The sequence below is a fragment of the Vibrio sp. 811 genome (assembly GCF_033339195.1).
Map to the genome: position 1 here is coordinate 608072 of NZ_JAWOUB010000002.1, position 14792 is coordinate 622863.

Sequence of the window (14792 nt, forward strand, 5' to 3'; positions counted from 1 at the left end):
ATGGAAATGATTGAGCCAACCATGCTGTTGGTGTTGGCGCTTGTCGCTTTTGTCGCAGGATTTATTGATGCAGTTGCCGGTGGTGGTGGCATGCTTACCGTACCTGCTCTACTTTCGCTAGGCTTGCCGCCTCATATTGCACTAGGCACCAATAAACTTGCCGCTACCTTTGCTTCTTCTACTGCAGCATTTACGTACTACAAAAAACGTCTATTCAAACCTCAATGCTGGAGGCGTGCATTCGTGGCAACACTCGTCGGAGCCACATTAGGTACGCTATTTGTAGATGCGATTAGTACGGATTGGCTGGAAAAAGGATTGCCGCTTGTTATTTTGGCGGCAGCGTTGTATACCGTTTTTCATAAAACACCCCACTCTACTCATCAAAGTCCAATACCCGAGCCTTGCCCAAAACTTCATAAAAAACAGTACATGCAAGGCTTATCCATAGGATTCTACGACGGACTCGCAGGGCCTGGAACTGGGGCTTTTTGGACAGTAAGTTCAATGGCGCTGTACCGGCTGAATATCTTGCTCGCCTCTGGCTTAGCAAAAGCAATGAACTTTACCAGTAACTTTACCTCTTTGATCACTTTTGCATTCCTCGGACATATCAACTGGGTGCTAGGCTTAACAATGGGAGTATGTTTAATGGCTGGTGCTTTTGTTGGCGCGCACTCCGCTATTAGATTTGGTTCTAAATTCATTCGTCCTGTATTTGTTACTGTCGTCAGCATACTAGCCATTAAATTGGCTTATGACGCATGGTTTGTAGGTTTGTCATGAACATTTCTCAACTCCAGGAAAATCTAGAACAAATGGCGAAGCAAGCCGCTGTTCTTGACCGTCAAAGAGGCGAACATCATGTTCCGCTTTTTGATGAGCGTTTATTTGGTTGCCGCTCTCGCTTACTTACTCCTTGCGTAAAAGAAGCAAAAGCGACGCTGGATGCGATTGTGCGTGAGCAAAATGAAGGTAAGCTCACAGCTTTGCGTGCTGAGTACCTCACTGAACGGTTAGTGGCGCAAATCGGTGCGATTCAACGCGAGATTTCTACCACTAAAATTCGTAAGAATGAAATCAAACATAGCAGCCATTTCCGCAAGCCTATCAACGTGCTTTATCAGGAACTCGCTCAACACCAAGAGTGGGCAAGACGCTTGCGCGAGATGGTGTTAGAAAAAGAACGTGCTGTCGAAAGCGCTCCTAGTTTTATGCGTGCCGACGCTCAAAAAGTATTACTAGCAACCGAGCAACGTTTAGCGCGTTGTGAAGCAGCACTTCTTAAGCTAGAGAACCAAATTACACATAGGGAAAAACATCAATAATGGCTGACCAACCAACCTCGCCTTTAGATGACGCACCTGAAGAGATCAAACTGGCTGTCGATTTAATCTATTTGCTTGAGAGCAATGAGATAGATCCAGAAGTTGCGCTTAACGCTTTAAAGATCGTGCAAAACGACTTAGAAAACAAATTAAAAGCAAAGTAGCTCAGAGCGTTTCAATCCTTTCACCGAGACTCATTTTCAGTGCTCTTACACAATGATACTATTCATAAAAAAGTACGCCCCCAAAAGGATAAATAATGAAAGTAATCAGCTTTAACATCAATGGACTACGTGCGCGACTGCACCAACTCCAAGCGCTAATCGACAAACACCAACCTGATGTGATTGGTCTTCAGGAAATTAAAGTTCACGATGAAGCATTCCCGATTGAAGCTGTCGAAGCCATGGGCTACAAAGTGTATTTTCATGGTCAAAAAGCACATTACGGCGTAGCAATGCTTTGTAAGCAAGAGCCTCTACACGTACAAAAAGGGTTCCCGACGGATAACGAAGAACATCAAAAGCGCATGATCATGGCAACGTTTTTAAATGAAAACGGCGAAAAGGTCACTGTGCTAAACGGCTATTTCCCTCAAGGGGATAACATCAGCCACGAAACCAAATTCCCATACAAGCGCCAATTCTATAAAGATCTGATGACCTACCTAAACGATCATCACAATAACGACGAGCAATTGATTGTTATGGGTGACATCAACATCAGCCCTATTGATGCAGATATCGGTATCGGCGAACCAAACCGTAAACGTTGGCTAAAAACAGGTAAATGTTCATTCCAACCTGAAGAGCGCGAATGGTTGAAAACCTTACTAGACTGGGGCTTTGTGGACACCTTCCGTAAGCTATACCCAGAGGTGAACGATCAATTTTCGTGGTTTGACTACCGTTCTCGCGGTTTTGATGATAACCGTGGCCTACGAATTGATGTCATTTTGGCAACCCCTTCTCTAGCGGAAAAGTGTATTGAATCTGGTATCGACTATGAGCTTCGTGGTATCGAGAAGCCTTCAGATCACGCACCAATCTGGTCAACATTTAAGTAATATATTGCAAAGCTATAAGCGAGACTCAACGCTAAGCTTAGTCCAATAAAAAGGGAGACTCAGTCTCCCTTTTCATACAAATTACCAGTTAATCACTGATTCAGCGGCCAAACCGTTTGACCATCAATAGTTATCGGTGTTTGAGCAAATTCGTTCAGACAGTAGCCGGTATTGCTGCTTGCAAAGTAAGTGAGCGGCATCGGCGGTAGATTCAGCGCCACAACCTGCTGTTTCGCTTTTTCTGTGAACGAGAAGCCCCACATATCTAAATAGCTCGTCATGTCTCGCTGAGAGATGTAGCTCAGAGCAATAAGCAACCAGTCGTTGTTTGAGATGCTATTTGCCTCTTCACGAGAGTAGTTGGCGAAACCAATACTCAATCGTCTCTCATTCCAAAGCGCATCATCCGATTTTAAGCGGTTAAACTCACGTTCAATCAGGTGCAATCGCGCCAATAAATGCCAACCATTTTGCAGTACACCTTCATGCTGCGTCGCCATCATCATTTGAATGTAAACGCGAGCTCCCCAACTCCAACCAGTTTGATTTTGCGCTGCCATGTAAGCGTTTGGATCCGCTTGAGTTCGGCTTGCTTGCAATAATTCAAACTGGCCTTTGAAATCCAAACTTTGGCAAGTTGAAACTTTCCCCGTATTCTGGAAGAAACGAGACTTACTGTAATACGAGTAGTAATTGGTCGTTGAATGCCCTTCCCAGCCTGAAAATCGGAATCGACCTTTTTCTAAACCATGACCAAGCTCATGTAAATCACCGTGACCGAGTGGGCTGAATGACCAGTAAGCATCGTAAGGGTTACCCGAACAACCATAACCACACGTCGCTTGGTCAGCGTTCATGTGCTTCACTATATCAATATTGGCGATTTCCCAACCTTGGTTTTGGGCGTATTGAATAATTTCAGGCACTTCATCTATGCCCGGCCCTTGGAAACCTGCCAGCACATGCGGGTAGTTGTGAACATATTCTTCTGTTGCAAGCGCCATTTCCGAAGGGGTAGACCACATTTCATCGTTGACCGACTCCAACATTTTGTCGCGCTTTGAGTGTACTTCAAACCCAGGAGTGATCAGCTCAGCCCAATCGAATAAATTGGCTTCTAACTGTTGAATAAAAGCGTCGTTGTCCTTCTCACTTCTCCAAACTGGATGCTGTGCCACATGATTAAATTTCAGTTCAACCGGAACATCATTTTTGTCAAAGTGAACCTGTACTGGACCACCATAAGGAGAAGTCAGCGTGATGGTTTCACCCGGCTTCACTTCATAGCCGAATGAAGTCAGTAGTTTTGGTCGTGTGTATCCATCTTTGCTGAACTCATGAGTTGCACCACTTCTTAAAGTGTTGATGACAATCTTAGTCGCCACATCATTGCTGTCATTACGTTTAACCGTAAAGGTTTCCCCAGGAAGCGCATACACACCAGCCGAACGGAAGTTATGCTTTGATTCCATATTAATCGTTGCACTGATTCTCTTTATTTCAGGGCTAAACTCACTACGGCTGAAGTTCCCCATATTTGGTTGTTTTGGGTTTACGCTTCGGCTGTTGTATTGCACATAATCGGCAAAGTACGACTTTAGGAATTCGGTCGTTTGGGTTGACTGTTTGTCCATTGGGAAGACCACCGTTTGACGATAATGATCAGCCAGCAATACCATGAGTTTTTCGTATTGGTAGCCGTCTTGATTAAACAAGTCTACTTTTTGTTCATCAAGCTTTTGCAACCAATGGCGAATGCTGTTTGCCCCTGCATAAAATTGACTGTCCATATTCGCAGTGTCAGGGCAGGTTTTGTCATCACACTGTGACAAGTCAACGTTGAAATTTTGAGATTCAAAACGAGACAACAGCGCTTGTTGTGTGATGACAGAGTCCGGCACAACGTTCATCAACGATGAAGGTTCCCAGTCGACCAAGCCTAACTTACGCCAATAGTTATCTCCCACATAATCAACATGGAATTTTTCCAAAATGTCTTGGCCAAGATCAGTTAGTCCTCCATCCCAATGCAGGTATAGAACAGGAATTTGGGCTTGCTCAGCGTATTCCAAAGCTTCGAGTACTGGTTTGTTGGTATCTCCAGATTGCAGATGCTGTGACAAGATCAATAAGTTTGGAGTATTGGTTTGCAAGCAGCTAAGTAGCTTCGAACCATCGCATAGGTTGGCCTCGTTAAACGCCAGCTCTTGTGAAACATTGTCTTTCAGCCAATTCCGAGTCGCTTGCTCATCCGGAAAGTAATAAGACTGATCCATTTGCGCGATGACGACGTTTGAAGTAACTCCGCCCGACAACCAAGTGACCAGGTTACTTAACCATTTCGTCATCGCTGCGTTGGAAGAGTCGGGAAAACGTTGTGCCGTTCTAAATGGGTTACTACCTAATAGTGCGTAACGTTGACCATTAGACTTTTCCCCGGCAACGCCAATTGACAGAGCTTGATCTTTGTAACCGCTTGCCATGGCCGTATTGGTCATCAAGATGGTGTCGTTGAAGCCATACTGAGGTGCCAAGATCGCGGCATCATGGGTTGGATCCCAATAAAGACCTGAAAGGCTTTTCGCAATTGCAGATTTGATCGTATTCGACTGCATCTTGTGAGCTTCCACAACCTGATGACTTTTACGAATGAAATCGCTCGGGTCAGAAACGAGCAGTGCATTACCAGTTTCCAGAGCTTGTTGAACTGGAGCTGGCGTTGGTTTTACTTGAGCATTAGGTTGTGATTCTCCCTCTCCCCCACCACATCCTGTGGCTAAGGCGGCAATGCCCAACGATAGAATTGTTTTTTTCATTTTTACTTACTAAACAATGAGTTTACTGAATGTTAATGTAAGTTAATGAATAATAAGAAAGAGTCTTTTATATCGGCTGGAAAAATAGGAATGAAGATAACAAAATTATCAAAAGCAATAGCACCCATTCCGGTGCTATTGCCTCTATTGATAATTAGCTTAAAGGACGTAGATAAGCTAAGAAACGCCTCTCTGCCACTTTGAAACACCACAAAATCATAAACGTCAGTGCCATGTAGAACAGCCCCGCCGTCAGGAAAGACTCAAATGGTGCATAGTAGCGCGAGTTAACTAGACGCGCAGCACCAGTTAAATCCATGATGGTAACGATGCCCGCGACTGCACTTCCGTGCAGCATAAATATGACCTCGTTTGAATAAGCTGGTAATGCTCGACGCAATGCACTCGGCAAGATAATACGTCTGTATGTCATAAACTTACTCATGCCATACGCTTTCGCAGCTTCCACCTCACCTTTCAGCAAACCATTAATCGCACCACGAATAATTTCTGCGGTGTAAGCCGATGTATTAAGAATAAAAGCGACCAAAGCACAGAACCAAGCGTTCTCCCATAAGGTATCTTTCACAGGGAAAAACTGATCCATGCCGTAGTAAATCAAATACAGCTGAACCAATAGCGGCGTTCCACGGAAAAAGTAAATGAATCCCCAAGAAGGTAAGCTTAGAGCGTAATTGGTACTATTGCGTGCCACGGCTAATGGGATAGAGACACACAAGCCAATAACCAACGCTAATCCCACTAACCAAACTGTTGTCCAAAGTCCCTGAAGATAAGTTGGAAAGCTTTCAATAATCAAAGAAAAGTCCATAACTTACCTCGCATGAATACTGAACTTACGCTCAACAAGCTTGAGTAGCCCGGTCGAAACGCTGGTAAAAAATAGAAAGATGAGCGCGACAGCCATGTAAAAGGTGAACGGCATTTTGGTTGTACCTGCTGCCAATGAGCTCATTCTCACCATGTCATCCAGACCAATAATGGAAACTAACGCTGTGGTCTTAAGTAACACTAACCAGTTATTACCAAATCCAGGTAATGCATGACGAATCATTTGAGGAAGTAAGATTCTTCTAAACGATAAAGCAGAACTCATCCCATAAGCTTTCGCCGCTTCTAATTCACCCTTGTCCACCGCCATGATCGCTCCACGAAAAGTCTCCGCCATGTAGGCGCCAAAGATAAAACCAATCGTGAGTACACCAGCTATAAATGGGCTGACATCAATATAATCAGGTAAGTAAGACGTCCATTCATGGTTTGGATCACTCGAGGCAAACCACTCGTTGAGCGTTTCGTTGATGGAGTAAAGGCTGTTATTTAAAAGTATTTGTCCACCAAAGAAAATTAGCATCATCAGAACCAAATCTGGAATGCCGCGAATGACTGTGGTGTAAAGAGTGGCAATCGCCCTTGCCCATTTGTAAGGCGCTAACTTAGCTAATGCGCCAAGCATGCCTAAGACCATGGCGAGAATGAGTGAAAGCACTGCAACTTCTATTGTTACTAAAGCTCCTTTCAAAATCGAAGCTTCGTATCCTTGTAAATCTAGCATAGGTGAGTTCCTAATCCCTAAACTCAAAAAATCGACCGTTGACTACTTCTAGGAACAAGCCAACGGTCGCTTAATTACGTTTTATTCACCGTACACATCGTAGTTAAAGTATTTACCAGCAATTTCTTGGTAAACACCTTTCTCACGTAGTGAAATAATTGCTGCGTCGAGTTTCTTCGTCAGATCTTTGTCTTGTTTACGAACAGCGATACCCATACCTTCGCCAAACCATTTTGGATCGGTTAACGATGGTCCAACAAACTCATAAGCTTCGCCACCTGCTTTGTTGATCACACCCTCTTCTAGAGCAGACGCATCACCTAAAACGGCAGCAATTCGACCATTTTCTAGATCAAGATACGCTTCATCAAAAGAGCCATAACGCACAATTTCAACATCATCGCCGTAGTTGTCAGTTAAGTACTTGTCATGTGTCGTCGCACGTTGCACGCCAATTTTGACATCTTTAAGATTATCAAAATCTAGACCCGCACCTTTCTTAGCGATAAATTTATTTGGGATTTGTGCGTACTTGCCAGTGAAATCGACTTTTTTCTTGCGCTCTTCAGTGATAGACATTGCTGCGATGATGGCATCGTACTTACGTGCGAGCAGAGAAGGAATAATACCATCCCAATCTTGAGCGACGATTTTGCACTTCACTTGCATCTCTTCACAGAGTGCATTTGCCATGTCTACGTCAAAGCCTTTTATTGAGCCATCAGTTTCTGTCCAGCTAAACGGAGGGTAAGCACCTTCGATACCAAAGCGAACTGTTTTCCATTCTTTCGCTTGGGCAACACCTGATACTGCCGTTGCAGCAATCGTTGCTGCTAATAACCACTTTTTCATTTCCATACTCCTGTGATTGCTATTTTATTTCGTTTTGTTTGTTGTGTTGGCTTAGGAGGCAATAGTCTGCCGCCTAACAAATATTAGTAAATGGATGAGATAAACTGCTGTAATCGTTCTGAATCCGGGTTTGTAAATAGCTTAGCTGGATTTCCCTGTTCTTCCACTAAGCCTTGATGTAAAAACATCACATGGTTTGATACGTCACGCGCAAACGCCATTTCGTGCGTGACCACCAGCATAGTTCGCCCTTCATCTGCCAAATCTCTCATTACCCCCAGAACTTCTCCTACAAGTTCTGGGTCAAGCGCAGAAGTTGGCTCGTCAAACAACATCACCTCTGGGTCAACTGCTAGCGCACGGGCAATAGCTGCACGTTGCTGCTGGCCGCCAGATAAGTGCCCAGGGTAATAATCCTTACGCTCATACAAGCCTACCTTCTTAAGCAAGACTTCTGCGTTTTCAATCGCTTGAGATTTTGGAACGCCTAAGACATGAACAGGCGCCTCAATCACGTTTTCTAGTACGGTTAGGTGAGACCAGAGGTTGAAACCTTGGAAAACCATTGCCAGGCGTGAGCGAATACGTTGGACTTGCTTTTCATTAGCAGGAACAGATTCACCTGCTCTGCTGTTCTTCATTTGGATTAATTCACCATTTACCCAAATTTCGCCCGCGGTAGGCGTTTCTAGCAAGTTGATACATCTGAGAAAGGTACTCTTACCTGAGCCGGAAGAGCCAATAATGGAGATAACATCTCCTTTGTGCGCGGCAAGTGAAATGCCTTTTAAAACTTCATTTTGTCCAAATGTTTTGTGCAGGTCTTTTATATCTAGCGCTGGTACATCATTCATGCGCCCTACTCCCTGTGTTTTTGTCACTGCAATTAAGGGACTCCGCCCTCTCTAATTCGGAACAAATTAGCACCGCCCTTTGAAACTTGCAACAAATTATTAACCTAAATAATTCGAATAGAAAGATACGATAGACAAATTAATATGCAATATATAGCAACATATTCTTCAAAAGTTGAATATTAAATATAAAAAAGCCCCTTTCAAAGGGGCTTGATTAATTTACAAAAGTGTTAAGACGCTACTTAACCAATACCATAAAATCAGATTTCTGAGCATTCGTATTGACCTTCTCAGAATCAACTTCACTGATCACAAGACCATCGTGATCCACTTTAAGATCGGTCACATCACCATGAGAGAAAAGAGAAACAAAGTCATAGCTATTTAGGTTTGCTTCAGCAGACTCCACGACAATAGATTGTGAGAAATCACTTTTAGAAGAAACTTTCAAATCTTGCTTCACACTGTCATCGAATGTGTAGTAGAACAACTCCGGAACAACGACATCACTCTCTAAAGTTGTAAATATCTTGTGTGTTACTCGGTGTAGTGTTCCAGAGTTAGACTCTGCACGATATGCAAGGCGGCTAAAGCCTTTATCTTGGTCAGTGAAAGCAAAACCAGTATCAATAGTTGAGCCTCTCACCACATGCGACGCAGGCAGAGCATTTAGGTTGTAGTAAGCGCTTGGATCAATTGAGATATCCCAATTTGCGTCCTGATACATCTTTTGGTTCAGCACTACCGTCCAACCATTGATAGGTTTTTCAGCTGCAACACTGTAAGTCCAAGTTTCCGTTTTTGGCTCAAGCGGGTGGTAGAACTTCGTCGTTGACATAGGTAGCTCTGCAACTTCGTAGTTGTAATCACCAACAAGTACACTGATGTCTAAAGTGTCATATTTAAAAAGTGTTGGGTTCAAGATTGGAGAAGAGCCATTCATGCCAACCAACGGCAATGGTGATTCACTCGACCAATCGCGAATACCATACTGGTGCAGTTCTGTTTTCGCTGCGTCTGCATATTGTAGCACGACTGTCGACTCCATCTTCGAACCAATTGCTCTTACATCCAAAGAATCAATAGAATAGGTAGGCTTAGACTCTTTCGCAATTTTAGATATGAAGTTGTACTCTAAGCCACCAGCCTCCGTTGCTTCATATTTAAGGTCAGTTCGGGTAGCCTTACGGAAGTTGCCATTTTTATTGCAAGCAGACACCGCCTCTCGATTCATTGAGAACGTTGAGTTTCTAAGGTTATTGTCCTTTAAAAAATCTCGACCGAAGCTGTTTGCCGTAAATACTGTTCCAGAAGCATCAAGCAACTGATAAGTAAAATAGCCGTCCTCAGGAATGTCTTCTAGAACAAATTTCAAAGTAGTGCCTGATGGGTAGATAAAGTCGCCTTGACGGACACCATTCTTGTCTGAATAGAAACCGACGACCTTACCTCCTGTTAGCTGTGCACTTACGGCTGGTTGATAGGTCAATACCTGCTCGATGCCGTTGCCATCTACTCTTCGGTCGTAAACAGTACAGCTGTCTTTTTGTGCATTTGTTTCACTAATGACATTTGGAGCTGCAAAAGTAAAAGTGAATGTAGTTCTTGGTGTGGAACCACCGCCACCGCCGCCACCGCCGCCGCAACCGACCATTAACCCTGAGATGATTGCCACTAGTGGCAGTACTTTAAGCTGTTTCATGTCTTTTTCCTAAACTGAGCGGCAATGATTAGCCAAAAAATTGTCTTTGCTCTGTCCAAAGCAAGAATAAAGCCAGCTTTATATAATTATCGTGAATATTGACATTTAGTCTGCATCTCGTGCAAAAGAACAAAAAGTTCTAATTTTATGCAACTTGTGTAATGAAATTACACAAGATTTCCGCATCTCATTCGCATGCCAGAAACTTTCTGTAGTTTTATTTCACAACCATTCTTAAAGTGATCTAAATCAATCACCCTAAATGGCTATCTTGCTAGACTCCTGCCAAAAGATGAGGCTTTTTTTTGTGCCTCAACACAATAAGTTATTAGCTATGCTTAGGCACAGTGTCGACGTGTAACAAATCTAACAATAGCTAGCATAAGCGTGCCGCAGGATGCGGATTAACACAATTGAATGAAGAATTCATAACTTTTAAATATATGAGGAATCTATGTCAGACGCAGTTAACAAAACGCACTCTGATTCAGATATCGAGACCAAGAGCTACCGTGAGCTTCATCGTCCAGCATCTGAGTTCGCAAGCCGTTCAGACTACCTAGACCACGAACTACAAATCATGAAGCCACGTCGTTTTGGCTTGAACTTGCCAGGTCGTGACTTCCGCTTTGAGCTTGAAGACCTTGTTCCAGCACTTGCTGGTACTATCGGTATTATCGCAATGTACTCTGCGGTAATGATGTCTTGGGCTGAAGGTCTTACTGCAGCATGGGACCACGTAAACTTAGGCAAGGACTTTGCTATCGAAGTTGCGCGTGTAGAAATGCTCATCCCTGCACTTCTTTTCTGTGTACTTGCCTCTGGTTTTATTAACCCTAAAGCCAACCTAGCAGGCAACCACGGCCCAATGATCCCTCTTATTGGTACCATCGCTCTTGCTGGTGCTCACCCTCTTGCATTAGCAATTCTCATTGGTGTGTTTGGTTTGATTTTGAGCCTCTTAAAAGGTGGGTCAAAACTGGTTAACCTCACCTCTGAAGGTACGGCTGGTGGCCTTCTTATTTTCCTAGGTTTAACCGGAACCATGAGCCAAATTAACTCTATTCAAGCTTGGGCTGTTGGTTTGCAATCCGATACGGTTGCCGCTGGTAGCATGGGTTACATCGGTCTAATTGTTCTTGCGGTTACCATTGGCTTATACGCGTTCCTTGCTAAAGTGAACAAACGCTGGCTAGCGATCCCTGTTTGTGCCTTCACTGGGCTTGCAATCGCACTTGCTCTTGGCGCAGGCTTCGATATTAAATTCGTAACCGAGACAGGCCTTCCAAACCTAAATCCAATCTACTGGTGGGGTTCAACAGAAGAAGGTTGGATGCTTGGTCTTCCTAATATGGAACACTTCATCGCTTCTCTACCATTCGCCATTCTTGCGGTAGCAATGTGGTCACCTGACTTCTTGGGTCACCGTATCTTCCAAGAGATGAACTACCCACGTAAGAGTGAGAAAGTGCTGATGGACGTTGATGACACAATGACAATGTGTTCCGTTCGCCAAATGGTCGGTACTGCAGTGGGTGGTGGTAACATCACATCATCTTGGGGGACTTACATGATCCCTGCTGCAATCGCGAAACGCCCTATTCCTGCTGGTGCCATCTTACTAGGCTCTCTATGTATTATTGTTGCAATCCTTGGTTTTCCTATGGACGTTGCAGTATGGCCTCCAGTTATGCGCGTTGCTCTTCTCGTTGGTGTATCTCTACCACTGCTTGAAGCTGGCATGCAGATGGTGAAGGACTCGAAAGACTCACAAGCAGCAGGCATTTGTATCTTTGGTTCTGCCGTTGTTAATCCAGTTCTAGCTTGGGCACTAACTATGCTTTTAGATAACAACGGTTTAATTGGAGATAAAGAGCGCGCGTCCCGCCTATCATTTGTAGACAAGATTGTGATCCCAGTAAGCGTACTTGTTATCTGTTTAGTTGCTATGCTTGCAGTTGGTATGCTTGAAGGCCAGTATGGCATCCAAGCTTGGCTATAAGCTAGCAGTCCAGAAATTTGTGGGTAGCGCTCGTCGCTACCCCATTTTTATCGAGATTTTTGAGGATTTATTGATTTAGTTTAAGGTTTGCAAAAAAATTTTAGTTTAACCTCTAACTGTTGCTTAAAAAGAGAAACGTTAAAACTAGTGACAATATTTATAGTTTTGTAAATCGAATACGTAAATTTAAGACTATAAATATTGTTATTCATAAGAGTGTACTGTTCCCCTCTTTTATCTGGGGATAGCTGGCTCAACGGCGAAGCAGTACGTATTTTTTTCTACTAAAAAGGTAGGTATGTCATGGCAGAGCAATTTGCTAAAGCTTGGGAAGGTTTTGCTGCAGGCGACTGGCAAAACGAAGTAAACGTTCGTGATTTCATTCAGAAGAACTACACTCCGTACGAAGGCGACGAATCTTTCCTAGTTTCTGAAGGTACTGAAGCGACTAACAAGCTTTGGGCTAAGGTAATGGAAGGCATCAAACAAGAGAACGCGACTCACGCTCCTGTTGATTTTGATACTTCAGTTATCTCTACCATCACTGCTCACGATGCAGGCTACATCGAAAAAGACCTAGAAACTATCGTAGGTCTTCAAACTGACGCTCCTCTAAAACGTGCGATCATCCCTAACGGTGGTATCCGCATGGTTGAAGGTTCATGCAAAGCCTACGACCGCGAGCTAGACCCACAAGTTAAAAAAATCTACACAGAATACCGTAAAACTCATAACCAAGGCGTTTTCGATATCTACACTCCTCAAATCATGGCGTGTCGTAAATCTGGCGTACTGACTGGTCTTCCAGATGCATACGGTCGTGGTCGTATCATCGGTGACTACCGTCGTGTTGCTCTATACGGTATTGACTTCCTAATGAAGGATAAATTCGCGCAGTTCTCTTCTCTACAAGAGCGTTTTGAGAACGGCGAAGACCTACAAATGACAATGCAGCTTCGTGAAGAGATCGCAGAGCAACACCGTGCTCTAGGTCAAATCAAAGAAATGGCTGCAAAATACGGTTGTGATATTTCTCGTCCTGCTGAAACTGCGCAAGAAGCTATTCAGTGGACTTACTTCGGTTACCTAGCTGCTGTTAAATCTCAAAACGGTGCTGCTATGTCTTTAGGTCGTACTTCTACGTTCCTAGACATCTTCATCGAACGTGATATCGCGGCTGGTAAGCTAACTGAAGAACAAGCTCAGGAAATGATCGACCACTTCGTAATGAAACTACGTATGGTTCGTTTCCTACGTACTCCTGAGTACGATGATCTATTCTCTGGCGACCCTATCTGGGCAACTGAGTCTATGGGTGGTATGGGTCTTGACGGTCGTACGCTAGTTACTCGTACAAACTTCCGTTTCCTAAACTCACTATACACTATGGGTCCTTCTCCAGAGCCAAACATCACTGTTCTTTGGTCTGAGCAACTACCTGAAGGCTTCAAGAAGTTCTGTGCGAAAGTATCTATCGATACTTCTTCTATTCAGTACGAAAATGACGACTTAATGCGTCCAGACATGAACTCTGACGACTACGCGATCGCATGTTGTGTATCTCCAATGGTTGTTGGTAAGCAAATGCAGTTCTTCGGTGCTCGTGCGAACCTTGCGAAAACAATGCTTTACACCATCAACGGTGGTGTGGATGAGAAGCTAAAAATCCAAGTTGGCCCGCAAATGCCTAAGATCGAAGGCGATGTTCTTAACTACGATGAACTGTGGGAGAAAATGGACCACTTCATGGATTGGCTAGCGAAACAATATGTGACTGCACTAAACGCTATCCACTTCATGCACGATAAGTACAGCTACGAAGCGGCACTAATGGCTCTACACGACCGTGACGTTAAACGTACTATGGCTTGTGGTATTGCTGGTCTATCTGTTGCAGCTGACTCACTATCTGCAATTAAATACGCAAAAGTTAAGCCAATTCGTGACGAAGACGGTCTAGCAATCGACTTCGAAATCGAAGGCGATTACCCTAAATTCGGTAACAACGATCCACGCGTTGATGATATTGCATGTGAACTTGTTTCTGTATTTATGGGCAAAATCCGTAAGCTTAAGACTTACCGTGATGCAATCCCTACTCAGTCAATTCTTACTATCACTTCAAACGTGGTTTACGGTAAGAAAACTGGTAACACGCCTGACGGTCGTCGTGCTGGTGCTCCATTTGCTCCAGGTGCAAACCCAATGCACGGTCGTGACGAGAAAGGTGCAGTAGCATCACTAACTTCAGTTGCTAAACTGCCGTTTGCTGACGCACAAGATGGTATCTCTTACACATTCTCTATCGTACCTAACGCGCTAGGTAAAGATGAGGGTTCACAACGCGCTAACCTTGCTGGTCTTATGGATGGTTACTTCCACCACGAAGCGGGTATCGAAGGTGGCCAACACCTAAACGTGAACGTTCTTAACCGTGAAACTCTAGAAGACGCAGTTAAGCACCCAGAGAAATACCCTCAGCTAACAATCCGTGTATCTGGTTACGCTGTTCGCTTCAACTCTCTAACTGCAGAGCAACAAGCTGACGTAATCGCGCGTACATTCACTGAGTCTCTATAAGACTATAGCGAAA

The 14792-nt window shown here is 44.0% G+C and carries 12 protein-coding genes; 6 read left to right on the forward strand and 6 right to left on the reverse strand.

All coding sequences use genetic code 11. The features are described from left to right. From R7Q46_RS06550 to xthA, 4 genes are all read left to right on the forward strand, one after another. The gene (locus tag R7Q46_RS06550; RefSeq protein ID WP_213871538.1) at nucleotides 1-786 is read left to right on the forward strand and encodes a sulfite exporter TauE/SafE family protein; all 786 of its coding nucleotides are present in this window, start codon (nucleotides 1-3) and stop codon (nucleotides 784-786) included. Next, entirely contained in the window at nucleotides 783-1328 is a 546-nt protein-coding gene (locus tag R7Q46_RS06555; RefSeq protein ID WP_005378431.1) for a primosomal replication protein, read from the forward strand. Before R7Q46_RS06550 ends, R7Q46_RS06555 begins: the two co-directional genes overlap by 4 nt. After that, entirely contained in the window at nucleotides 1328-1492 is a 165-nt protein-coding gene (rsmS, locus tag R7Q46_RS06560; RefSeq protein ID WP_005378432.1) for a pleiotropic regulatory protein RsmS, read from the forward strand. Before R7Q46_RS06555 ends, rsmS begins: the two co-directional genes overlap by 1 nt. Nucleotides 1493-1587: 95 nt before the next feature. After that, complete coding sequence (gene xthA, locus R7Q46_RS06565) at nucleotides 1588-2394, forward strand: exodeoxyribonuclease III (protein ID WP_005378433.1); 807 nt, start codon at nucleotides 1588-1590, stop codon at nucleotides 2392-2394. A 92-nt stretch (nucleotides 2395-2486) separates the two neighbouring features. Here the strand turns inward: xthA and R7Q46_RS06570 are convergent, their stop codons facing one another. From R7Q46_RS06570 to R7Q46_RS06595, 6 genes are all read right to left on the reverse strand, one after another. Continuing rightward, nucleotides 2487-5210 carry an ImpA family metalloprotease gene (locus R7Q46_RS06570; RefSeq protein WP_213871537.1) on the reverse strand — a complete coding sequence of 908 codons (2724 nt, stop codon included), beginning with the start codon at nucleotides 5208-5210 and terminating at the stop codon, nucleotides 2487-2489. A gap of 154 nt (nucleotides 5211-5364) precedes the next feature. Further along, complete coding sequence (locus R7Q46_RS06575) at nucleotides 5365-6042, reverse strand: ABC transporter permease (RefSeq protein WP_213871536.1); 678 nt, start codon at nucleotides 6040-6042, stop codon at nucleotides 5365-5367. Between the two features lie 3 nt (nucleotides 6043-6045). Then, nucleotides 6046-6786: an ABC transporter permease gene (locus tag R7Q46_RS06580; protein ID WP_005378436.1), complete on the reverse strand. Its 741-nt coding sequence runs from the start codon at nucleotides 6784-6786 to the stop codon at nucleotides 6046-6048. A gap of 81 nt (nucleotides 6787-6867) precedes the next feature. Beyond that, entirely contained in the window at nucleotides 6868-7638 is a 771-nt protein-coding gene (locus tag R7Q46_RS06585; protein ID WP_005378437.1) for an ABC transporter substrate-binding protein, read from the reverse strand. An 83-nt stretch (nucleotides 7639-7721) separates the two neighbouring features. Then, nucleotides 7722-8492, reverse strand: coding sequence for an ABC transporter ATP-binding protein (locus R7Q46_RS06590; protein ID WP_213871535.1), 771 nt, complete (start codon nucleotides 8490-8492; stop codon nucleotides 7722-7724). 241 nt (nucleotides 8493-8733) lie between these two features. Then, a complete protein-coding gene (locus tag R7Q46_RS06595; RefSeq protein WP_213871534.1) occupies nucleotides 8734-10197 on the reverse strand; it encodes a 54K polar flagellar sheath protein A in 1464 nt (487 codons plus the stop codon). Between the two features lie 454 nt (nucleotides 10198-10651). On the opposite strand from R7Q46_RS06595, the gene R7Q46_RS06600 reads away from it, so the two are divergent. Further along, nucleotides 10652-12199, forward strand: coding sequence for a DUF3360 family protein (locus R7Q46_RS06600; protein WP_005378441.1), 1548 nt, complete (start codon nucleotides 10652-10654; stop codon nucleotides 12197-12199). A gap of 303 nt (nucleotides 12200-12502) precedes the next feature. Beyond that, a complete protein-coding gene (gene pflB / locus R7Q46_RS06605) occupies nucleotides 12503-14779 on the forward strand; it encodes a formate C-acetyltransferase (protein WP_005378442.1) in 2277 nt (758 codons plus the stop codon). Nucleotides 14780-14792: the final 13 nt, after the last annotated feature.

Bases quoted from the DNA above. Each gene is read 5' to 3' on its own strand.
- pflB (WP_005378442.1), top strand. From the start codon at position 12,503: ATGGCAGAGCAATTTGCTAAAGCTTGGGAAGGTTTTGCTGCAGGCGAC.
- R7Q46_RS06580 (WP_005378436.1), bottom strand. From the start codon at position 6,786: ATGCTAGATTTACAAGGATACGAAGCTTCGATTTTGAAAGGAGCTTTA.
- R7Q46_RS06585 (WP_005378437.1), bottom strand. From the start codon at position 7,638: ATGAAAAAGTGGTTATTAGCAGCAACGATTGCTGCAACGGCAGTATCA.
- xthA (WP_005378433.1), top strand. From the start codon at position 1,588: ATGAAAGTAATCAGCTTTAACATCAATGGACTACGTGCGCGACTGCAC.
- R7Q46_RS06590 (WP_213871535.1), bottom strand. From the start codon at position 8,492: ATGAATGATGTACCAGCGCTAGATATAAAAGACCTGCACAAAACATTT.
- rsmS (WP_005378432.1), top strand. From the start codon at position 1,328: ATGGCTGACCAACCAACCTCGCCTTTAGATGACGCACCTGAAGAGATC.
- R7Q46_RS06555 (WP_005378431.1), top strand. From the start codon at position 783: ATGAACATTTCTCAACTCCAGGAAAATCTAGAACAAATGGCGAAGCAA.
- R7Q46_RS06595 (WP_213871534.1), bottom strand. From the start codon at position 10,197: ATGAAACAGCTTAAAGTACTGCCACTAGTGGCAATCATCTCAGGGTTA.
- R7Q46_RS06550 (WP_213871538.1), top strand. From the start codon at position 1: ATGGAAATGATTGAGCCAACCATGCTGTTGGTGTTGGCGCTTGTCGCT.
- R7Q46_RS06600 (WP_005378441.1), top strand. From the start codon at position 10,652: ATGTCAGACGCAGTTAACAAAACGCACTCTGATTCAGATATCGAGACC.
- R7Q46_RS06575 (WP_213871536.1), bottom strand. From the start codon at position 6,042: ATGGACTTTTCTTTGATTATTGAAAGCTTTCCAACTTATCTTCAGGGA.
- R7Q46_RS06570 (WP_213871537.1), bottom strand. From the start codon at position 5,210: ATGAAAAAAACAATTCTATCGTTGGGCATTGCCGCCTTAGCCACAGGA.